At 71.0% G+C, this 18,566-nt stretch carries 26 protein-coding genes and 1 tRNA gene; 16 read left to right on the top strand and 11 right to left on the bottom strand.

Translation table 11 applies throughout. The annotated features are described in order from the left end of the window. Window positions 1-13 precede the first annotated feature (13 nt). The 3 genes from PIJ49_RS02005 to PIJ49_RS01995 are packed head-to-tail and all read left to right on the top strand — an operon-like array spanning window position 14 to window position 1,145. Complete coding sequence (locus tag PIJ49_RS02005; RefSeq protein WP_271825458.1) at window positions 14-598, top strand: hypothetical protein; 585 nt, start codon at window positions 14-16, stop codon at window positions 596-598. Continuing rightward, window positions 595-927 carry a hypothetical protein gene (locus PIJ49_RS02000; protein ID WP_271825457.1) on the top strand — a complete coding sequence of 111 codons (333 nt, stop codon included), beginning with the start codon at window positions 595-597 and terminating at the stop codon, window positions 925-927. Before PIJ49_RS02005 ends, PIJ49_RS02000 begins: the two co-directional genes overlap by 4 nt. Then, the gene (locus tag PIJ49_RS01995) at window positions 924-1,145 is read left to right on the top strand and encodes a hypothetical protein (RefSeq protein ID WP_271825456.1); all 222 of its coding nucleotides are present in this window, start codon (window positions 924-926) and stop codon (window positions 1,143-1,145) included. The genes PIJ49_RS02000 and PIJ49_RS01995 overlap by 4 nt, the downstream gene beginning before the upstream one ends. Here the strand turns inward: PIJ49_RS01995 and PIJ49_RS01990 are convergent. Further along, a complete protein-coding gene (locus PIJ49_RS01990; RefSeq protein ID WP_271825453.1) occupies window positions 1,122-1,580 on the bottom strand; it encodes a BAR domain-containing protein in 459 nt (152 codons plus the stop codon). The two genes, PIJ49_RS01995 and PIJ49_RS01990, sit on opposite strands and share 24 nt — an antisense overlap. 48 nt (window positions 1,581-1,628) lie before the next feature. Between PIJ49_RS01990 and PIJ49_RS01985 the strand changes: the two genes are divergently transcribed. The 3 genes from PIJ49_RS01985 to PIJ49_RS01975 are packed head-to-tail and all read left to right on the top strand — an operon-like array spanning window position 1,629 to window position 4,241. Continuing rightward, complete coding sequence (locus PIJ49_RS01985; RefSeq protein WP_271825452.1) at window positions 1,629-2,762, top strand: site-specific integrase; 1,134 nt, start codon at window positions 1,629-1,631, stop codon at window positions 2,760-2,762. After that, complete coding sequence (locus PIJ49_RS01980; protein WP_271825451.1) at window positions 2,759-3,538, top strand: hypothetical protein; 780 nt, start codon at window positions 2,759-2,761, stop codon at window positions 3,536-3,538. Before PIJ49_RS01985 ends, PIJ49_RS01980 begins: the two co-directional genes overlap by 4 nt. Window positions 3,539-3,581: 43 nt before the next feature. Next, window positions 3,582-4,241, top strand: coding sequence for a hypothetical protein (locus PIJ49_RS01975; RefSeq protein WP_271825450.1), 660 nt, complete (start codon window positions 3,582-3,584; stop codon window positions 4,239-4,241). Between the two features lie 78 nt (window positions 4,242-4,319). Here PIJ49_RS01975 and PIJ49_RS01970 read toward each other — a convergent pair whose 3' ends face one another. Further along, on the bottom strand, window positions 4,320-4,712 hold the full coding sequence (locus PIJ49_RS01970) for a hypothetical protein (protein ID WP_271825449.1): 393 nt from the start codon (window positions 4,710-4,712) through the stop codon (window positions 4,320-4,322). 381 nt (window positions 4,713-5,093) lie between these two features. Between PIJ49_RS01970 and PIJ49_RS01965 the strand changes: the two genes are divergently transcribed. Beyond that, window positions 5,094-5,654 carry a hypothetical protein gene (locus PIJ49_RS01965; protein ID WP_271825446.1) on the top strand — a complete coding sequence of 187 codons (561 nt, stop codon included), beginning with the start codon at window positions 5,094-5,096 and terminating at the stop codon, window positions 5,652-5,654. A 175-nt stretch (window positions 5,655-5,829) separates the two neighbouring features. Here the strand turns inward: PIJ49_RS01965 and PIJ49_RS01960 are convergent, their stop codons facing one another. The 5 genes from PIJ49_RS01960 to PIJ49_RS01940 all read right to left on the bottom strand — a co-directional run bounded on the left by PIJ49_RS01960 (window position 5,830) and on the right by PIJ49_RS01940 (window position 7,843). Continuing rightward, window positions 5,830-6,237 carry a DNA cytosine methyltransferase gene (locus PIJ49_RS01960; RefSeq protein ID WP_271825445.1) on the bottom strand — a complete coding sequence of 136 codons (408 nt, stop codon included), beginning with the start codon at window positions 6,235-6,237 and terminating at the stop codon, window positions 5,830-5,832. Continuing rightward, window positions 6,234-6,431, bottom strand: a complete 198-nt coding sequence (locus PIJ49_RS01955; protein ID WP_271825443.1) for a hypothetical protein — start codon at window positions 6,429-6,431, stop codon at window positions 6,234-6,236. Before PIJ49_RS01955 ends, PIJ49_RS01960 begins: the two co-directional genes overlap by 4 nt. Beyond that, window positions 6,431-6,922 carry a hypothetical protein gene (locus PIJ49_RS01950; protein ID WP_271825441.1) on the bottom strand — a complete coding sequence of 164 codons (492 nt, stop codon included), beginning with the start codon at window positions 6,920-6,922 and terminating at the stop codon, window positions 6,431-6,433. Before PIJ49_RS01950 ends, PIJ49_RS01955 begins: the two co-directional genes overlap by 1 nt. A gap of 237 nt (window positions 6,923-7,159) precedes the next feature. After that, complete coding sequence (locus PIJ49_RS01945) at window positions 7,160-7,591, bottom strand: hypothetical protein (RefSeq protein ID WP_271825440.1); 432 nt, start codon at window positions 7,589-7,591, stop codon at window positions 7,160-7,162. 66 nt (window positions 7,592-7,657) lie between these two features. Next, the gene (locus tag PIJ49_RS01940; RefSeq protein ID WP_271825439.1) at window positions 7,658-7,843 is read right to left on the bottom strand and encodes a hypothetical protein; all 186 of its coding nucleotides are present in this window, start codon (window positions 7,841-7,843) and stop codon (window positions 7,658-7,660) included. A gap of 88 nt (window positions 7,844-7,931) precedes the next feature. On the opposite strand from PIJ49_RS01940, the gene PIJ49_RS01935 reads away from it, so the two are divergent. Then, the gene (locus PIJ49_RS01935; RefSeq protein ID WP_271825436.1) at window positions 7,932-8,252 is read left to right on the top strand and encodes a helix-turn-helix transcriptional regulator; all 321 of its coding nucleotides are present in this window, start codon (window positions 7,932-7,934) and stop codon (window positions 8,250-8,252) included. Continuing rightward, on the top strand, window positions 8,249-9,325 hold the full coding sequence (locus PIJ49_RS01930; RefSeq protein ID WP_271825433.1) for a tyrosine-type recombinase/integrase: 1,077 nt from the start codon (window positions 8,249-8,251) through the stop codon (window positions 9,323-9,325). The genes PIJ49_RS01935 and PIJ49_RS01930 overlap by 4 nt, the downstream gene beginning before the upstream one ends. 351 nt (window positions 9,326-9,676) lie before the next feature. Here the strand turns inward: PIJ49_RS01930 and PIJ49_RS01925 are convergent, their stop codons facing one another. Further along, the gene (locus tag PIJ49_RS01925) at window positions 9,677-9,859 is read right to left on the bottom strand and encodes a hypothetical protein (protein WP_271825431.1); all 183 of its coding nucleotides are present in this window, start codon (window positions 9,857-9,859) and stop codon (window positions 9,677-9,679) included. A gap of 744 nt (window positions 9,860-10,603) precedes the next feature. Between PIJ49_RS01925 and PIJ49_RS01920 the strand changes: the two genes are divergently transcribed. Beyond that, window positions 10,604-10,870, top strand: coding sequence for a hypothetical protein (locus PIJ49_RS01920; protein WP_271825428.1), 267 nt, complete (start codon window positions 10,604-10,606; stop codon window positions 10,868-10,870). A gap of 238 nt (window positions 10,871-11,108) precedes the next feature. On the opposite strand, the gene PIJ49_RS01915 is transcribed toward PIJ49_RS01920, so the two are convergent. Continuing rightward, window positions 11,109-11,181 (bottom strand) — tRNA-Val (locus tag PIJ49_RS01915). Window positions 11,182-11,402: 221 nt separating this feature from the next. After that, the gene (locus PIJ49_RS01910) at window positions 11,403-12,998 is read right to left on the bottom strand and encodes a long-chain-fatty-acid--CoA ligase (RefSeq protein ID WP_271825425.1); all 1,596 of its coding nucleotides are present in this window, start codon (window positions 12,996-12,998) and stop codon (window positions 11,403-11,405) included. A 495-nt stretch (window positions 12,999-13,493) separates the two neighbouring features. On the opposite strand from PIJ49_RS01910, the gene PIJ49_RS01905 reads away from it, so the two are divergent. The 3 genes from PIJ49_RS01905 to PIJ49_RS01895 all read left to right on the top strand — a co-directional run bounded on the left by PIJ49_RS01905 (window position 13,494) and on the right by PIJ49_RS01895 (window position 14,453). After that, on the top strand, window positions 13,494-14,057 hold the full coding sequence (locus PIJ49_RS01905; RefSeq protein ID WP_271825423.1) for a MarR family winged helix-turn-helix transcriptional regulator: 564 nt from the start codon (window positions 13,494-13,496) through the stop codon (window positions 14,055-14,057). 79 nt (window positions 14,058-14,136) lie between these two features. After that, entirely contained in the window at window positions 14,137-14,286 is a 150-nt protein-coding gene (locus PIJ49_RS01900; RefSeq protein WP_158407746.1) for a hypothetical protein, read from the top strand. After that, the gene (locus tag PIJ49_RS01895; RefSeq protein ID WP_158407745.1) at window positions 14,283-14,453 is read left to right on the top strand and encodes a hypothetical protein; all 171 of its coding nucleotides are present in this window, start codon (window positions 14,283-14,285) and stop codon (window positions 14,451-14,453) included. Before PIJ49_RS01900 ends, PIJ49_RS01895 begins: the two co-directional genes overlap by 4 nt. Here PIJ49_RS01895 and PIJ49_RS01890 read toward each other — a convergent pair. Continuing rightward, entirely contained in the window at window positions 14,426-16,180 is a 1,755-nt protein-coding gene (locus tag PIJ49_RS01890) for an AMP-binding protein (protein ID WP_271825653.1), read from the bottom strand. The two genes, PIJ49_RS01895 and PIJ49_RS01890, sit on opposite strands and share 28 nt — an antisense overlap. A gap of 83 nt (window positions 16,181-16,263) precedes the next feature. Here PIJ49_RS01890 and PIJ49_RS01885 point away from each other — a divergent pair, with 83 nt between their 5' ends. From PIJ49_RS01885 to PIJ49_RS01875, 3 genes are all read left to right on the top strand, one after another. Further along, window positions 16,264-16,821 carry a hypothetical protein gene (locus PIJ49_RS01885; protein ID WP_271825420.1) on the top strand — a complete coding sequence of 186 codons (558 nt, stop codon included), beginning with the start codon at window positions 16,264-16,266 and terminating at the stop codon, window positions 16,819-16,821. A 64-nt stretch (window positions 16,822-16,885) separates the two neighbouring features. After that, a complete protein-coding gene (locus PIJ49_RS01880; protein ID WP_271825419.1) occupies window positions 16,886-17,881 on the top strand; it encodes an aldo/keto reductase in 996 nt (331 codons plus the stop codon). After that, a complete protein-coding gene (locus PIJ49_RS01875) occupies window positions 17,878-18,495 on the top strand; it encodes a hypothetical protein (RefSeq protein ID WP_158407744.1) in 618 nt (205 codons plus the stop codon). Before PIJ49_RS01880 ends, PIJ49_RS01875 begins: the two co-directional genes overlap by 4 nt. The last annotated feature ends 71 nt before the right edge of the window (window positions 18,496-18,566 follow it).

Raw genomic sequence — 18,566 nt, 5'->3', positions numbered from 1 at the left:
CATAGAAGCAAGCATGACCCAGCTGCGCACGGCACCGTCCGAGTTCATCAGCGTCGAGGCCGTCCGGCCCGGGCGACTCACGCCGAACGATCGGCTCATCCGGCTCGCCGACGCACGCCGCGAAGCACTGACCAGCACCAGCGCCTCTCGGCTGGTGCGGCTACTCGAGATCCACGCTGATGGCATCGTGCAGGCAGTCCTGGACAGCCCCGCGTGCGACGACGAGGCGTTCGCCGCGGCCGCCCGCGTAGCTGCAGGGGCGCCGATGCTCGAACGAGCCGTGGAAGCCGCACGCCGAGTCAGGGCAGTCCGGGGGCGTCACCCCGCCTCGCTCACCGCCGAGGAGGCCGTTGCGGCGGCAAGCGACCGATCCCGTGCGTCGCTGGACCTGCGGATTATCCACCAGCGCTTCCGCCGGCGACTGACCGTTGGGATGGCGCTTGTCGGCAACCCGAACACGCCAGAGGACGTCGTGCATCGCCTCGAACGGGAAGGCGCGCCGATGGTGCGTCGGGCTGCTCGTCGACGCATCGACGGGGCCCGGACAGGCATCGACCTGGGCGCCGCTGAGTCCGCCCGACGAGGGGGCCTCCTGTGACGCCCGTCGCGCCGACGCAGGTTGCTGCGTTCACGACCGCTGCCCATTGGAACGACTTCTGGGCGAAGACGACGGAGAACGCGCCTCCGACAGTTCGTAGCGACGACGACATCAGCATTGGCTCGATCTCGCACCCGATCAGGGGCGAGATCCCCGTCGTGTCCGTTTGGTGCTACCTCCCCAAGCGGATTGACCGCGACGCGCTGGTTCGCAACGAGCGCGTCGAGCGCGCTCTGGCCTGCCGCGTTGGCGCAAGCGCGCTGGCTGTGACGCCCGGGAGCCGCAAGGACGTGATCCTCATTCGCTTCGTTCCCGGAGAAGCAGCGTGAAGGCGCTGGAGGCCCGTTCTACGATCGCGGCCGCGGCCGCAGCGCTCCCGCCGTCGATCGACGCCGCCGCCCCGGCTGCCGTCGATCGACTGAGCGAGGCGATTGCAGCCGGCCGGACGGCAGGCCTTCATGACTCGCACATGTACACGCTCATGGTCGCCGTGCTCGGCGTCCGGACCGCCTCCGAACTGCGCTCAGCCGGCTTGCTGTCGGGGTGACGCCGCGCTGAGCCGCGCGATCTCCGCGTCGACTTGACGCTGGTGGCGCTCCAGGATGATCCGCTCAGCCTGGCGCCGCAGATCGGCGCAGGTGCCGATCGCGGCGGTGTTCTGTGCACGGCCGCGTCGTGCGGCGATTTCCGCTCGCAGTGATTCCGACGCGGCGACGTTGACCCAACCGCGGCGTTCCCGTCCTCCGCGCGGCCACGACTCGATCTGCGCGCTGTCGGCGGCCGGAGACTTCCGGACCACGCGCAGAATGCCGTCGAGTTCGAGGGAGTCAAGCGTCGACCGCACGACCCGCTCGAGATCGTGCTCTGGGACACCTCGGCGCTGCAACAGCCGCTTCGCGGTGCTGACGGTGAGGACGGTTCGCCCGTCGCGTGACGCGGCGGTCAGCACCGCACGCGTGTCGATCGTCTGAGTGCTGGCCACGGTCTCTTCTATGCACCTCCCTGTCGGCCGCCGTGAAATACTGCGCTGATGCGTCAGTCCGTCTCGTCGCGAAGCGACGGTCAGCTCGCGCCTCGTGCTGCAGAGGAGCTGATCGCGCGGCTCCGCGCTGAAGCCGACGAGCACGCCGCTCACGCTCGTTCGGGCCGGACCGTTGAGCTCTACGCTGCAGACTTCCGGGCGTTCCGCTCCTGGTGCCAGCTCGTTGGTGAGCGGCCTTTGCCCGCATCTTCGGACACCGTCTCGGTGTACCTCACGCACCTGGCGTCGCTGGTGCGTGGCGACGGTGAAGCTCGGTTCAAGCCGTCGAGCATCGCACGCAAGGTCGCAGCGATCGCTGCGGTGCACCGTGACGCCGGCTACGCGTCGCCTACGGCCGATGACCGAGTGCGGCGAGTGATGGCAGGCATCCGGCGGTCGGGCGATGCCACGGTGCGGCGCATGCGTCCGGTCTTCACGGACGACGTGCGGGGCATCGTCGAGGCCATGCCCCACCACGTCTGGCCGGCGGGCGTCAAGGCGGCTCGTGACGCGGCAGCGTTCCTCATCGGGTTCGGTGCTGCGCTCCGACGAAGCAGCATCGTGTCGCTCGATGTCGGCGACCTGCAGCTCGTCGACTACGGGTTGGAGGTCCACCTCCGCCGTTCAAAGACCGACCAGGCGGGCGTCGGCGCGACGCTTCCGGTCCCGACCGGTACGCACATTGCCACGTGCGCGGCGTGCGCGTGGGTGCGTTGGTCCAGGATCCTCGAGGCGCTCGAGCGCGGCTGTGATCCGCTGGCGCTCGTCGTGACGACGTCGCCAGCGGCTGAGTGGGATGCGCGAGGTCACTGGTGCACGACGATTGCGCCTGGGAAGCCGGCGAAGTCGGCGCCGGCGTTCCGTCCGCTGACAGCCAGTGGCTCGGTCCTCGACCGCCGCCTCAGCGGGGACGCGATCTACCGAGCAGTGAAGACGCGCAGCAAGTCGGTTGATCTGAATCCGGTGCTCTACGGGGCGCATTCGCTGCGCGCCGGCTTCGTGACGCAGGCTCGCAGGAACGGTGCCAGCCGACGCCAGGTGCGGCTCCAGGCGCAGCTCGCGACCGATTCGATGATCGATGTCTACGACCGCGAGTACAACCCCCTCGCGGGAGGCAACGCAGTGACCATGCTCGGGCTGTGAGCGGCCGCGCACGCGACCGGCACCTGTTCGTCCGCTGGTGCGACGCGACAGGACGCGACCCGTTTCGGATCGCCGCGGCGGACCTGGAGGAGTTCTTCCGGCAGGTCCCGGCGCGCGGATCGACCGTCCGGCTGCGCCGTGCTGCAGCGCAGCCAGCGCTCACACCATCGGCGCCCACGCGACGACTTGAGCTGACGGTTCCCGCGATCGGCGCCGCCGCTCGCGCACCTGTGCGCGCGGTACGGGACCACGTCGTGCTGCGCCTGCTGGCGGAAGGCTGCAGCCGACCCTCGGTGGCCGCCTTCGGTATCGAGCCGGGCTCGTTGGCGCCACATGCTGTCTCGGGACACGGAAGCGCTGACCGATGCCTCCGGTGCGCGATGTCCGCTTGGGCGACGACCGCGCAGCCGCTTCTTCTCGGCCACCGCTCCGCGGCGCGTCGCGCGGCGACCGAGGTGCGCGACCTGATTCGAAGCGGGGATCACGTGTGCACGAGGGAACCGCCGGCCGTCCCGATCTCGGCCATCGACCGTCACGGATGGGCCGTGCCAGGCCGACTCAGCGTGCGATCGATCTCGCGCATCGTGGCGTCGAACCGGAGCAACGCCCGCCCGGACGCCCCGATCGAGCGACGAGCGGCGCAGCCTGCAGATCCCGCAGACCTCAGTGATGGCTTCGCTGCCGCGGAGGCGGCGATGGGCGAGCTCGAGGAGCGGATGGCTGCCTTGCAGGCAGAACTTCGGGATCTCTCTGGCGACCTGGACGGCTATCGGTAGCGGCCGCGCCCCGCGCCGGCACGGCCGCAGGCACAGTTCGGACGTGCGATGGTCAAAGGCAGTCCGAGCAACGGTCGCGGAGGAACCTCGGTTCTGGCTGCCGATCGCCTTCCTCCTCGTGGGCGTCGCGCTCCTCATCGTCGCGCTGCTGTCGCTCCGCGACAGCGGGACAGCGTTCGGGTGGGGCGGCTTCTCTTCAGGGTTCCTGACCGCTGGCCTCGTAGATCTGTTCGGCCTGCTGGAGAGCCGTCGACGGCGCCTCGACGTCGACCGCCGCCTTGCTCCCGTACAGCGCGTGATCGTGCAGCACCTGCAGCTGCAGCGGCGTGACCTGTTGGAGTCCGTCTCCGTCCTCTTCGACCTGGACGGGGACCCGCCCTCGTGGCTCGAGCGGTTGCGTAACGATGAGGTGGACATGGTGCCGCATGAGCCGGCCCCGATCTTCCCGCCACAGAACCGCGGCGCACGCGCTTTCGTCCTCTTGACCGAGGCGCAGGAGCGGCAGGCCCGCCTCGAAGCGCTGTCCGCGCACGGGCTCCTGACCGAGCAGGTCGCCGCGCTGGCGGAGCTGGTCGACCGTGGGCAGTGGCGCGCCGTCGTGTCGGCCCTCTACGCGACGCCGGGTCTGCCGATGACGGGCGCCGGACCTTCGGCCGCGCAGGTCGTAGAGGCTCTGATCGCGCTCGAGATTCCGGTCGACTGAGCGACCGGCGGGTCGCCGTAACGATTGACCCACGCATCGTGCTTCCTGCGATGTCGGGAGGGCGCTACCTCGAGCTCGTCAAAAGCTGACGGCGTCGTCGGATCGGCCTGGCAGCCGCGTGACGCCGAATGGGGCGACGCCGTCGCGTGCTCGCCAGACGTCGTCAACGATCATCGCTGCAGCGTCGGCGGCGTTCTGCAGCAGCGCCTGAGCTCTGACGAGCGCGACGTCCGCAGGCTCACCGTCCGGTCCTGCTACTCCGTGCGTCTGCAGGGACTGACGCAGGCCGTTACCGATGCCCCGCAGCGAGTCCGACATGCGAAGCAGCGTCTCGGCGACCTTCGAGAGGAGCATCGTCGCTTCCGGCGGCGATACCGAGCGACCGTCGCTGGTCGAGTGAGCGAGGGCGGACATCGCCCCGGCTGCCCGGCGAGCGTGCGCGTTGCGGATCGAGAGGGCCTCGTCTGCCATGTCAGGTTCCATCCTCGCCATGGTGTCATGCCTCCGCCGCGTCGCACCGTGCGCGGTTGACCTGACCGGTGCGATGCATAGGTACAGGTGCCGGTGTCGATACAGACTCCGGCCGCGGCCCCGGCTATCTGCGATCGGCTGCGTTACCGACACCAGCAGGAGCGCCTCGTGAGCACCCCATCCCCGTTCCCATCCGGACCTCGGCCAGACCAGACGCCGCGTCGCGACGCCCGGCCCGACCAGAGCACTGCCCCTGCCCCTGCCGAACCTCAGGGGCCGACCGACCCGTGGGCGACTCCCGCGCCGGTGTCGCAGCAGTCGTGGCCCGCTCCACCGGCACTGCACCCAGCCCAGGACTCGACGGCACCTTCGGCTCCGGTGATGCAGGACCCGTGGCCGGCTCCGCCCGGGCAGTACTCCCCCGCGGCAGCGTGGGCTACGGCGCCCACGGGGCTACCGCAGCCTGCGCCCCGTGCGTACGCGCAGTCCTACCCGCCGTACACGCCGCCGAACCGCACGAAGCACGTCTGGCAGATCCTCGCTCTCGCCGGCGCGATCCTGCTCGTCGTCGTGGGAAGCGCCTTCGGCTGGGCGGCCATCGGCGCGAGCGCGGCGGACCGCGCGCAGCAGGCGGAGATCCGCGACGCCGTGGAGAAGATCAAGGGCGAGCGGCAGCTGCCAATCGCCGTAGACAAGGTCACGACGTGGACCTCGGTCCGCGCGGAGCACGACGCGGTGCACTTCTACTACGACGTCGACGCCTCCTTCGACTCCTCGGACGTGACGTCCAGCACGATCCACACGTCCCTCCGCTCTCCCGCGTGTTCCCTGAGCGCGGAGCAGGAGGTGCTCGAGGACGGCATCGAGTTGCGCTTCACCTACCGGTTCAATGACGCCGACCGGCGGGTCACCACCACCTTCGATCAGGACGACTGCCGGTGATCGCCGTCGGTTGGCGCTGCCTCGAACTCCCGGCCACAGCGCCGATCGGCGGGCCACGGCGGTCCGGTGGTGCTCGCGTCACCCCCTGATCTGCAGACCTCGATAAGTGACAGTTATCGGAAGAGCGCTAGGCCGATCTGCTCCCGAAAAACCCCACTTATTACATGTGTTATGTTTAGAATATCTCGACGATCACGGCGGCGTACCGGTGGAACTCGGCGAACCGCGGCACGTCCCACATCGTCGCCCGAGATCGCTCCGCAGCTTCCTTTGGCAGCGGGCGGCCGTCGGACGGGTTCCACTCGTCGGTCTGCAGCGCCCGGGCGACGCCCTTCGCCTGCGTGTGGTTGGTGCAGCTCGGCGACGCCCAGAGAATCTTCGTCCGCGGGTAGCGGCGCGGGTCCACCTGCGACAAGTCGGCGATGTCGTGGTCGACGCCCGGGTGGTTCAGCTCGTGCGTGCTGATCGCGACGTCCCAGTGGTTCGCGGCCATCCGGATCCGCACGCCCGGGATCTTCGCGGCACCGCTGGAGGACCCGCCGGCGCCGCAGAACAGGTCGGTGACGGTGAGCTCGCCGGTCATCGCCGTGTCTCGCTCTCGTCGTTGCCGGCCGACGGGGGCGTCCAGCCGGCGTCGAGCTGCGCGTAGGCGGCGAGCTCATCGGCCGTCAGCAGGATCGCCCGGCCGGCACGCTCCTCCTCCGCGCGGAAGTCGGCGATCACTGCTGCAGCGTGTTCGATGACTCGTGCACGTTCGCGCGCCTCTTCGATGGTCATCACTCGTTCGCCTCGACGTCGTCCGGGTGCTTCCAGCCCTGCGGGGTCGCGACGTACGCGGCGGTCATCTGCCGGGCGTAGGACCCATCTCCGTCTCCGGTGACCTCGTAGTTGCCGCTGGTTCGCGAAACCGTGTAGCCGCGTGCGCGCCAGCGTTCAGCTGCTGCCGCTTCGAAGGCTTCGGCCGAAATCAGGTGCCTCGCACCAGCGGGTGACGCCTTCCTCGGCCTAAGGGGCTTCCACGCCTTCCAGTTCGGGTCGTGGTGCTCTGTGAGGAACGCGTCGAGGCGGGGGTCACCGGTGTTCGGTGTGTACGGGGCGGTCGCGGCGGTCTTCGAGGCGCGCGGCTTCGGCGACGGCCGGACACCGAGGCGTTGGTAGAGCGCCGTCCGGTCGGGCTCGCTGAGCTGGCCGATGAGGGCGGCGATGGTATCGACGTCGAAGCCGAAGTCAATCTCGGCCGCGGTGTGCGGCTCGGCGGTGGTTAGCATGCGTACCTCTCGAGATGTGGGCGATCCGTGGGCACTTGTTCCTATGCACCGGGGCCAGCGGGGCGCGCCCGAACTGCATCGCCGGACGGCGGCAGCGCGGTCAGTTCGTCGACGGCAAACCCCCAGTCGTCCGCTTCGCCGTCGAGGATGACGCGGTACTCGGCCAGCCGCCCGGGGAGGACGGCAACGACGGTGCCTGCCCGACCCGACCACGTCACCCGCACGCGGGCGCCGGGCTCATGCCGCGTCATCAGGAGCTTCCCCGGCTGGACGCTGCCGCTCGGCCTCGCGGAGGGCTGCGTACTGTCGGGTCGCGCTGCCGAGGGCGAAGCCCGCGAACGCGATCGTGACCAGCCGCGGCCAGGACGACGAGTCAGCGGCCCACGCTGTCCCCATCGCAACGAGCGCTGCGATCGATGCGACCGCTGTGACGGCGGCCAGCCCAAGAGCTGCTGTCGCGGCGACAGGGGCCCCGGGGCGGTACAGAGCGGTCAGGTGCACGGCGATCGCCACGAGCGCGAGGACGGCCGCCGTCGGGGCGAGGATCGCCATCCCGGGCTGGCCGATCATCCAGCTCGCGACGGCCAGTGCGACCGTTGCTCCGACGACGATGCGGTCGGCTTCCGGCCGGACGTCGGGTACGGAGGTACGGAGTCTGCATGTGGCCACGGGTATCTCCTGTCTGGTTCTGCGGCACGCGCCGGTACCTGTTCCTATGCACCGCGAGCCGGCGCGTCAGCCCGAGAAGACACGTCCGAGGATCGACGAGCGCACGCCGATGCGGACCTGCTCGGGGAGAGGTTGGACGGTGGTACCCATGGCGGCAGCCATTCCCGCGAGGACGTCGTCGGCTTCGCGCTCGGCTGCGGCGCTCGCGCTTGACCCGAGGTCGCCGTCCTGACCGTCGTGCCGTTGCAGCATCCGCCGGCGGTACGCCGCTTGCAGTTCGGATGCGTCGGTCCCCTCGGGCAGAGTCGGCAGGCGTCGACGGCGTTGCATAGGAACGGGTATGAGTACGCACCCCAGCAAGAGCACGCACCCCAGCAACACGACGCACTGCACCTGCGGTGCAAGCCGCGAAGGCACGGCACGGGAGGTCGTCGACGATCTCCGCCCGAGAGCGTCTCCCGAGATGTCCGATCCGGACCTCGAGCCCATGCTCACGATGGACGAGGTGTGCGAGCTGCTCCGCACGTCGAAGAGCACGATCTACTCGATGCGCTCCGAGGGACGCGGGCCGGTCGGAGTCAAAATCGGTCGGCGCGTCCTTTTCCGGCCATCCGACATCCGGCGCTTCTGCGAACGGAACGAGAGCGGCAACCGCAGTTGAGCGTCGAGAAGACGGCAGCAGGCTCGTACAGGGTTCGGATCTACCACCGCGGAAAGCAGGTCACCAGCCGAACCTTCCAGCGCAAGAAGGAAGCTGAGGCCTGGGAGCTCAGCCAACGAGCGCTTCTCGCAAGCGGCGCTTGGACCAACCCGAGGAACGGTGATGTACCTCTCGGCGAGGTCATCCAGGAGTTCCTCGAGGAGCGACGGGGCTTGGTCTCGCAGCACACCTTCGACACGGACGAGGCGAACCTGCGGCTACACGTTCCGACGGCCATGAAGCGGCGCCCGCTCGCGAGCCTGAATCGCCAGGTCCTTCGTCGATTCGTCAACGAGCTGACGCGGACGAAGAAGTACGGCACCGCGAAACGAATCCGTGAGTCGCTCAGCGCCGTACTCGCGTACGCGGTACAGATGGAGTACTTGCCGCACAACCCGATCACCGAGGTGCGACTGGAGCGGGGCGACGGCACGGAGGACCGGGAGATCCGGCCGTTCTCCGACGACGAGTTCGCCACGATGCTCGAAGCACAGCGGAGCGTCAACCGGCCCTACGCCGACATCGTCGAATTCCTCCGTGAGACCGGGCTCCGGTGGGGCGAGATGAAGGCGCTGCGCGTTGCCGACGTGCGCTCGGCACCCTTCCCGGCCGTCTTCGTTTCACGATCGAAGAGCGACGGCTACCCCGAGAAGCAGACCAAGGGCCGCCGATCCCGTACGGTCCCGCTGCTCGGACGCGCTGCGGACATCGTCAGCGCGCGCGCCGCGGGAACGGCCCCCGACGCGTTCCTCTTCCGCGCCCCAGGCGGCGGCGAGCTCAGCGGCCCGAACTTCACGCGCGACGTGCACTGGGCGGCAACCGCCGGCACCCACCGTCTCCACGACCTTCGGCACACAGCGGCCACCAGCTGGCTCCGGGACGGCATCGACGTCAAGACGATCTCGGTCTGGCTCGGCCACTCGACGACCCAGCAGACCGTCAACCGGTACTCGCACTGGATGTCGTCCGACAGCGACCTCGCTGCTGTCGCGAAGGCGCTCGACGCGCGTCGCTCACGAACCACAGACCGCTGAAGATCGGGATCAGCGCTGGACCGACGTGAGACCCGCGGCGAGGGCCGGCCAGCCGCGGCGGACCTGGTCCCGCGCCTCCGGCCCGCAGGCACTTCCGGCGGGGCTTACGTGTGCTCGCGTTCCTGAGCGAAGCGCGGGGCCGATTCGGGCGCTGAGCCGCAGATCGAGAGCTCCTCGGTGTCGCCCCGCCGCCTAGGCACGACGCCATGGAGGTCGCTCGCGGTCCCGGGCTCCTCAACAGACCCGTCGACGACGGCGGCTACACCGCGGACGAGCGCGCCCGTCTGTCGAACGCGCGAAGCGCGCCTGCCGGCGAGCCGCTGCTCCTTGCGCGACGGTGCCCGCCAGTCGTTACGTCGCGTCGGCCATGAGCTTGTCGAGCGCTGCTTCGTACTTGGGTCGGTCCGCTTCCGGCGTGCGAGCCGCGTTGTACGACAGGACGATGTCGCCCTGCATGTACGCGCCGTACTGCTCCATCTGCTTGAACTGCTCGGCGGAGGTGAACTTCCCGATGCTGAGGTTGTCCGTAGTCACCCACTCGGAGCACTTGTACGCACCGTCCGGGCCGCACTGGTTCGCCGTGTTGTCGCGACTGTTCGCCGCCGGGAGGCCTGCAGCCTGGAACGCGGCGACGACATCGGATGCCTCGAAGGAGGTCGTCTCGAGCCCTGCCGCTGTCGCCGCGGTCGTCGACGGGGCGGCGCTCGGGGTCTAGGACGCGGCGAGGGTGAGGACGACGGCGCCGGCGGTGACGATCGGCGCGACAAAGCGAAGGAGAGCAGACAGGGGTGGCCCTTCGGGTGGGTCGTGGACGCGAGGGATCCGCGCACCCTCAGTATCGCGGACTCACAGGTTCCCCGAAGACCGCACAGGTCTGGCGCGCATGTACGTCGTCCGCTGAGGCGAAAGGTCGCGCAGGGGCCACTCGGCCAGGTCGACAGTGTTCTGCAGTTGGCAGCCGCTTGCTCTCCTCGGTCGTTGCCTGGCAACGGGGCCGATCGGGGTACCGTCACCGGTGATGCTCCCGAAACCTGGTCGCTCCATCTCGCTCGCGTCGGACGCTGCTGACGCGGAGCATCTGCTGTCGGTGACTCGCGGGTTGGCGCGGATGACGAACCGGACGGCCGAGCGCATCCGGGTATTCCGGGGGGGGCGGTGTGGTTTCTGTGGGAGCGGCCTCGGTTGCCGAAGCCGCTCGTCCGGTCGAAATACCCGACGACGTACCCGTGAACTCCTGCGGCGGCCGCGAGGCACCAGGAGGGTCTTCGAGACGGACTGGTGTTCGAGCATCTGGAGCCGCGGGTGCTCCTGATGGCGGACCTGCTCGAACGCGCGGACGAGTGGAGCCCGGAGACGTTCGCAGCCGAGTTGCACCGACGCGCCGGCGCGGCCGTGGTGACGGTCGAGGACGACCGGTTGTTGACCGCATCCGGACTCGGTAGAACGATGCCGGCCACGAGCGCCGGACCGTGGGCCAGGTACGTTGCAGCCGGCATCGACGTCTCGACGTTCCAGCCGCTCGCTCCGACCACACCACCCGAATGAGACATGGAGTCGCGCCGGCGCCGATCGCCAGGCGACGGACTCCGGTTCGTGACCGTCGCAAGCAGCCCGAGGCGCGGCGTCGGCACCGCGGGCTCACGATGCATGCTCGGTCGCAGCCGCGGCGTCGCGAGGGCTTCTGGATTGGTCACCGGCAGCTCACCGGCAGCGACGCTCCGAGGCCCTCGCGCGCCCACCTTTGGTCGGCGCCTGAAAAGGCTCTGACCTGGGCTTTCTCCTGTGGGCCCTGCCGGGATCGAACCGACGACATCCACGGTGTAAACGTGGCGCTCTACCAGCTGAGCTAAAGGCCCCTGGAGTCGATCCTAGACGCTCGGTGGGAACACCCTGTCCACGGTCCTGCGGTGATCGGGGCGGTGTTCCTCGTCGTGGCCACGGCTGACGAGCAACGCCGCCGCCGGGCGGCGCCCGGTCCACGCGCCCGCTGACGTCGGCGACGGTCGGCCGCGAGCACGATCGCGACCGGTCCGGAGCGCGAGCCGCGCTCCGGACCGACGACCCCGCCGCGGGGCGCTCAGCCGAACCGCTCGACGAGCTCCCGCTTGAGCACCTTCCCGCTCGGCCCCAGGGGCAGGGCGTCCACCACGTGCACGACCCGCGGGTACTTGTACACGGCGATCTCGTCGGCGACGAAGCGGATCAGCTCCTCCGAGGTCACCTCGGCGCCCTGACGGAGCACGACCGCCGCGGCGACCTCCTGCCCGTGCACCTCGTGCGGGATCCCGAACACGGCGGCCATCGTGACGTCCGGGTGGGCGGCGAGGACCTCCTCCACCTGCCGGGGGTACACGTTGTAGCCGTTGCGGATGATCATGTCCTTCGTGCGGTCGACGATGGTGAGGTACCCGTCGTCGTCCTTCCGCCCGAGGTCGCCCGTGCGGAACCACCCGTCGACGATCGCCTCGGCCGTGGCCTCGGGTCGGTTCAGGTAGCCGTTCATCAGGTTGTGGCCGCGGATCACCAGCTCGCCGATCTCGCCGCGCGGCAGCAGGACGGTGCGGTCGGTGACCTCGGGGTCGGCGATCTCGATGTCGACACCCCAGATCGGCGTCCCGATGGTGCCCGGGCGCGGGGTGGCCCCGACGTGGTTGAACGACGCCACCGGCGAGGTCTCCGTGAGCCCGTACCCCTCGTGGACCGGCGCGTCGAACACCTGCTGGAACCGTTCGAGCACGGCGAGCGGCAGCGATGCCCCGCCGGAGATCGCGTACCGCAGGTGCGGTCGAGCCTCGGACCGGGTCGCGGCGTCGAGCAGCGCGATGTACATCGTCGGGACGCCCATGAAGATCGCCGTGTCGTGCTCGACCATGGCCGCGAGTGCGGCGTCGCCGTCGAACCTCGGCAGCATGACGATCGTCGCGCCGGCGCGGAACCCGGTGTTCATGGTGCAGGTCTGCCCGAAGGTGTGGAAGAGCGGCAGCGCACCGAGCAGGACGTCACCCCGACGCATGTCGAAGGTCGTGAGCAGGCACGTGTTGACCTGTTCGAGCAGGGCGAAGTGGGAGCCCTCGGCGCCCTTCGGCTTCCCGGTCGTCCCGCTCGTGTACAGGATCGTGGCGGTGTCGAACGGGTGGCGCGGGACGTAGGTGTCGAGCGGTTCGCTCGTCGCGGCGACGGTCTCGAGTCGGTCCGGAGCGCCCTCGGCGTCCGCCGGGGCGAGCACGCTGAGCACGTCGACGCCGGCGGCTGCCGCCCCGGCGCCACCCTCGCCGAGCAGGGGGGCCGCGCAGACGAGCAGTCGGGCGTCGCTGTCGCGGAGCACGAACTCGATCTCCCCGCGCTTGAGCAGCGCGTGCACCGGCACGACCACCGCGCCGAGCGCGAGGACGGCGTAGTAGACGCGCGGGAAGTCGGCGACGTTCGGCACGAGCATCGCGACGCGGTCGCCCTCACGCACACCGCGCGCGCGGAGGCCGCCGGCGTAGGCGAGGGTCTGCTGCCACAGCTCGGCGTACGTGGTCCGCTGGTCCCCCACGACGACCGCGACGTCGTCCGGGAACCGCGCCGCGGACTCGGCGAGGATCGCGGCGACGGAGGCGGTGGCCTGGGTCGTCCGGGCGCCGTGTGCGGCGCCGGGTGCGGGGTGGCTGCTGGTGGTGGTGCTGGTCATGCCGGCCTTCCGTCTCCCGTGACGAGTTCTCCTCACGGAGCCTACGGCGCTCGGGCCTCCTCGGTCCGGACGCGCGATCTCCGGCGCGCCCCGGCGACCGCGTGTCTGGACGTCGGCTGCACGCAGTGCGCGCAGCGGCTGTGGGCTTGCGCTCACAGCAGGATCGTGTTCAATCGAGACGTCGTGGTGCGGGTCAGGCACCACGGCACGGGCGGCCGGTCTGTGTTCGGGTCACGGATCGGCCGCCGCACCCGGTCCTCGTCCGTGCGTCGGGACGAGACCGCTGCGGGACGAGCCGCTCCGCGGCAGTGAGCCGGTGCGTGCCGGACGGGAGGCCCGTGCCCGACCCGCCTCGCGCCTCCCGTCCGACGCGTGGTCCGGTCGTGAGCGTCGCGACCGGTGACACGGGTCGCCGACCCTCGTCACGTACCCCGCTGCTCCCCGCGCGCCCGGACCGGCTCGGTACTGTCGGGCGGACGAGGTGAGGAGGCTGCGATGACCGAGGACGGCACGCACGGGACGTCCGGGTACTGGTACCCGGACCGGCCGGCGAGGACCGGTGTCGAACTGCTCACCGCGATGCGGCGCTACCGCGCCGCCGAGGTCGCGATGCGCGAGCGCAAGCGCCGGTCGATGGGGATGAACGCGACCGACATGGAGGCGGTCCGCTTCCTGCTGCGCGCCGCGGAGCAGGGCCGCGCGGTGCGGCCGGGCGACCTGACCGCGCACCTGGGGATCACGTCGGCGTCGACCACGGCCGTCGTCAAGCGGCTCGTCTCCAGCGGGCACGCCGAACGCCGGCCGGACCCGGCGGACGGCCGCGGCGCCCTGCTGGTCGCGACCGTGCACAGCGACGACGAGGTCCGGTCCGAACTCACCGACGTGCACGACCGGATGATCGCCGCGGCGGACCGGCTGTCGCCGCAGACGGTGGTCGAGATGCAGGCGTTCTTCGCCGAGGTGATCGACGCGATGGGCGCCGACTCACCCGCGGACGAGGCCGACGGCGCCGCCCGCCCGGGTGCGATGGCCGATATGCGTACGCATCCACTTCGGTAGTTAGACAAACTAGAGAAATCGGAGCAAGCTGGCCCCAGTCGCCGATCGGCGGCGACCCACAGCACGGGAAGGGCCGGCCATGAGCACCATCGACGCGACGCACTCGCAGTTCTCCGAGGTCCGGGAGGCAGCCCGTGGACGGGTCCTCGCCACCCTGGCGACCAGCCTCGGCATCGTCGCCGTGACCGTCGCCACCGCTGCCGTCACCGTCGTCACCCTCGGGGCGTGAGCACGGTGCGCACCGCGAACGACCTCCGCGAACTCCAGCGCCACCCCCACGAGTGGCACCGCCGCGGCCTGCGGCACCCCGACGAGATCGACGCCCTCGTGCACCACCGCACGCACGGCGACGTCCCGCCCGAGCCGACCTACGGCGACTTCTTCCGCGTCGCCTGAGCCCGTCCCACCGATCGGAGCTCCGGGAACTGGTCGTCCCGCCACTCCCCCTCGACCGACACACCGCCCGACGCCGCGGACTCCTCTCGCTCGCGGAGCTCGACCCGTCGGATCTTGCCCGAGATCGTCTTCGGTAGCTGCCCGAACTCGACCCGGCGGACCCGGGCGTACGCCGGGAGCGCGACCCGTGCGTGCTCGAGCACCGCACGAGCGGTCTCGGCCGTCGGCTCCCACCCGGCCGCGAGCGTGACGTAGGCCTTCACGACGTTCAGCCGTGCGTCGTCCGGTGCGGGGACGACGGCGCTCTCGGCCACGGCGTCGTGCTGCAGCAGGGCGCTCTCGACCTCGAACGGCGACACCTTGTAGTCGGAGGACTTGAAGACGTCGTCGGTCCGGCCGATGAAGGTCAGCTGCCCGTCCGCGTCGCGGACCGCGATGTCGCCGGTGTGGAAGAAGCCGTCTCGCATCGCGTCGGCGGTGCGCTCCGGGTCGCCGAGGTACCCGGCCATCAGGTTCGTCGGCCGCTCGGTCAGGTCGAGGCAGACCTCGCCCTCGTCCCCGACGCGCCCGGACAGCGGGTCGAGCAGCGTCACGGCCACCCCGGGCAGCGGACGACCCATCGCCCCGGGTGTCACCGCCCCACCGGGCACGTTGCCGATGATCGCCGTCGTCTCGGTCTGGCCGTAGCCGTCGCGGATCGTCAGGCCCCAGGCCGCCTGGACACGGGCGATCACCTCGGGGTTGAGCGGCTCGCCCGCGGACACCACCTCGCGCAGCGCGCGCGGCCTCGGTCCGAGGTCGGACTGCAGGAGCATCCGCCAGGCGGTCGGCGGCGCGCAGAACGTGTCGACGCCGGCCTCGTCGAGCTGCGCGAGGAGCCCGGCCGGGTCGAAGCGCGGCGTGTCGTACACGAAGACGGTCGCCTCGGCGATCCACGGCGCGAAGAAGCAGCTCCAGGCGTGCTTGCCCCACCCGGGTGAACTGATGGCCAGGTGCACGTCGCCGGGCCGGAGTCCGAGCCAGTGCATCGTGCTGAGGTGGCCGACCGGGTACGACGCCTGCGTGTGCACGACCATCTTCGGCCGCGAGGTGGTGCCCGACGTGAAGTACACCAGGCAGGGGTCGTCGGTGCTCGTGGTGACCACGGGCCGCACCTCGTCCGCCGGCGCCGGGGTACCGAGGTCGTCCGGGTAGGACGTCCAACCGTCGACCGCTCCCCCGACCACGATGCGCGACGGAGCACCCGTCACCCCGTCGAACTTCGGCGTCTCCCCGTGGTTCGTGACGACGTGCGCGACGCCGCCGCGGTCGATGCGGTCCTGCAGGTCGGCGGTGTCGAGCATGGTCGAGGTCGGCAGGATGACCGCGCCGAGCTTCATCACCGCCAGCATCGTCTCCCACAGCTCGAGCTGGTTGCCGAGCATCAGGAGCACGTGGTCGCCCTTCCGGACCCCGAGCCGGTCCAGGCGGACCGCGAGCCGGTCGGAGCGGGCGGCCATCTCGGCGTACGTCGTGCGCGAGCCGCCGTCCTCGTCGACGATCCACAGCGCCACGCGGTCGTTCCCACGGGCGACCACGTCGAACCAGTCGGTCGCCCAGTTGAAGGTCCGACCGAGGTCGGGCCAGCGGAACGCACGTCGGGCGGCCTCGGCACGCTCGGTGTCGTGCTCGTCGAGGACCGCGAGCAGTTCGTCACGGGCGGCGCGGTACACGGCGGTCGGGTTCAGGGAGGACACCGGTCGATCATGCCCCACCGGGCACCCCGCGCGCTCGCAGCGGACGGTCGTCCGTCGCGGGTAGCGTCGTCCTCGTGGACGGTGTCGGTGTGGTGGACGAGTCCGGGCGGCTGCGGCTCCTCGGCAGCGCCGTGGCCGGCGCGGCCTTCGGCGTGGTGCTCGCGGTGCTCGTCGCGTCGTCCTGGCTGACGACCACGACGGCGCTGCTCGTCGGGGTCGGTGTGCCCGCGGGGATCGCCGGTGCGGCCATCGGCGTCCGGACGCAGCTGCGGGCCTGGCGAGCCGCCGGCGGCTACGAGCGATCGGCGGCCGTGCAGCGATGGGTCGCGGAACAGCGTGTGCCGCCGGGGGTCACGGCCGACGAGTGGGTCCCGGCGCTGCAGGCGCAGGCCGACCGCGAGGGCGCCGGTTGGGGCAAGATCGTCCTCTGCGTGCTCTGGACCGCGATGACGCTCTCGATGGCGGACCAGCACGGCCCGCTCCTGACGGGGTTGCTCGTCGCGCTCTGGGTCGGGATCGGCGCGTGGTCCGCGCTCTGGGTCGTCCCCCGCGCCCGCGCCGCACGGGCACTGCTCCGTCGCGGGGTCGCGACCGAGCCGTACCCGACGGAGTCCCGACCGACCGAGTCCTGAGCCGGCCCTGCGCCCCGGGGATCGTCACGGGACGTCCGCGGCTGCCGTGACTACGCTCGTCCGCATGCAGAGTCGCACCCTCGGCCGCACCGGCCGCTCCGTGTCCGTCGTCGGCCTCGGCACCTGGCAGTTCGGCGGTGACTGGGGTCCCGTCAGCGAGCAGGACGCCGCCGCCGTGATGGACACCTCGGTCGAGTCCGGCGTCACCCTCTTCGACACCGCCGACGTGTACGGCGACGGTCGCAGCGAGCAGCTCATCGGGGCATGGCGACAGGCCAACCCCGACGTGCCGCTCACCGTGACGACCAAGATGGGTCGACGCGCCGACCAGGTCCCCGCGAACTACGTCGCGGCCAACTTCCGCGAGTGGGTCGACCGCTCCCGGCGCAACCTCCGGCAGGACACCCTCGACCTCGTGCAGCTGCACTGCCCGCCGACCGCGGTCTTCGAGGACGACGCCGTGTACGACGCCCTCGACGCCCTCGTCGCCGACGGGTCGGTCGCCGCGTACGGCGTCTCCGTCGAGACCGCGGACCAGGCGCTCACCGCGATCGCCCGCCCGCACGTCGCGAGCGTGCAGGTCATCCTCAACGCGTTCCGGCTCAAGCCGCTGGACCGCGTGCTGCCGGCCGCACGAGAGGCAGGGGTCGGGATCCTCGCGCGCGTGCCGTTGGCATCGGGACTGCTCTCCGGGAAGTACACGACCGAGACCACGTTCAGCGAGGGCGACCACCGCAACTACAACCGTCACGGCGAGGCCTTCGACCAGGGCGAGACGTTCAGCGGCGTCGACTTCGCGGACGGCGTGCAGGCCGCCCGGGCGTTCGCGGCGGCGCTGCCCGAGGGCATCTCGGTCCCGCAGGCGGCGCTCGCGTGGATCGTCGCGCAGGACGGCGTCACCGCCGCCATCCCGGGCGCCAGGAACCCCGAGCAGGCCCGCTCGAACGCCGGAGCACCGGACCTGGTCGACGGCGGCGCACTCGACCTCGGCGCCCTCGACAGCACGGTGCACGAGCTCTACGACCGGTGGTTCCGCGCCACCGTGCACGACCGGTGGTGAGCCGCCGGCCCGGCACGCGAACCGGCCGGGCCCCGCGGACGGGCGGTGCGCGGACGGCGCCCCGGAGCGTCGTCGTCACGCTCGTCGCGGCGCTGGCCGTCCTCCTGCTCGCCCTCTGCACGGCGCCGGCGGCGGGGACGACCCGCACCGCGCCTCCCTGGCCGGCACCGACCGACCTGCAGACGCGCGCCGAAGCGGCGGGCCTGCGGAACGTCTGGGGCGAACCGCTCGCCGAGCACGTGCACACGCACCTGACGATCCTGGACGGCTCGACACCGGTGACGGTCCCGGGCGACGTCGGGCACTCGTCGCGGGAGCGGTTCGCCGCCGAGCTCCACACCCACGACACCTCCGGCATCCTGCACGTCGAGTCGCCGACCCGGCAGACGTTCACACTCGGGCAGTTCTTCGACGAGTGGGACGTCTCGCTCGGCGCGGGGCACGTCGGCGGGCTGCACGGGGAGCTGACGACCTGGGTCGACGGACACCGGTACCTCGGCAACCCGCGGTCGATCGCGTTGACGAACCGTCGCGAGGTCGTGCTCGTCGTCACCACGATCGGCGAGGTGCCGCACCTGCCGGCGCCGTTCGACTGGCCGCCGCAGTACCGCTGACGGGGGTCGGCACCGGGGTCGGGGGCGGCTCGCGGCCACGCGGCGACGCGGCGACGCGGCGACGACGTGGT

Origin of the sequence: Curtobacterium uvaldense (assembly GCF_028307415.1) — a bacterium.
Taxonomy (GTDB): domain Bacteria; phylum Actinomycetota; class Actinomycetes; order Actinomycetales; family Microbacteriaceae; genus Curtobacterium.
The sequence above is the reverse complement of the archived record's forward strand: the minus strand, read 5'-3'. Positions and strand labels throughout refer to the sequence as shown.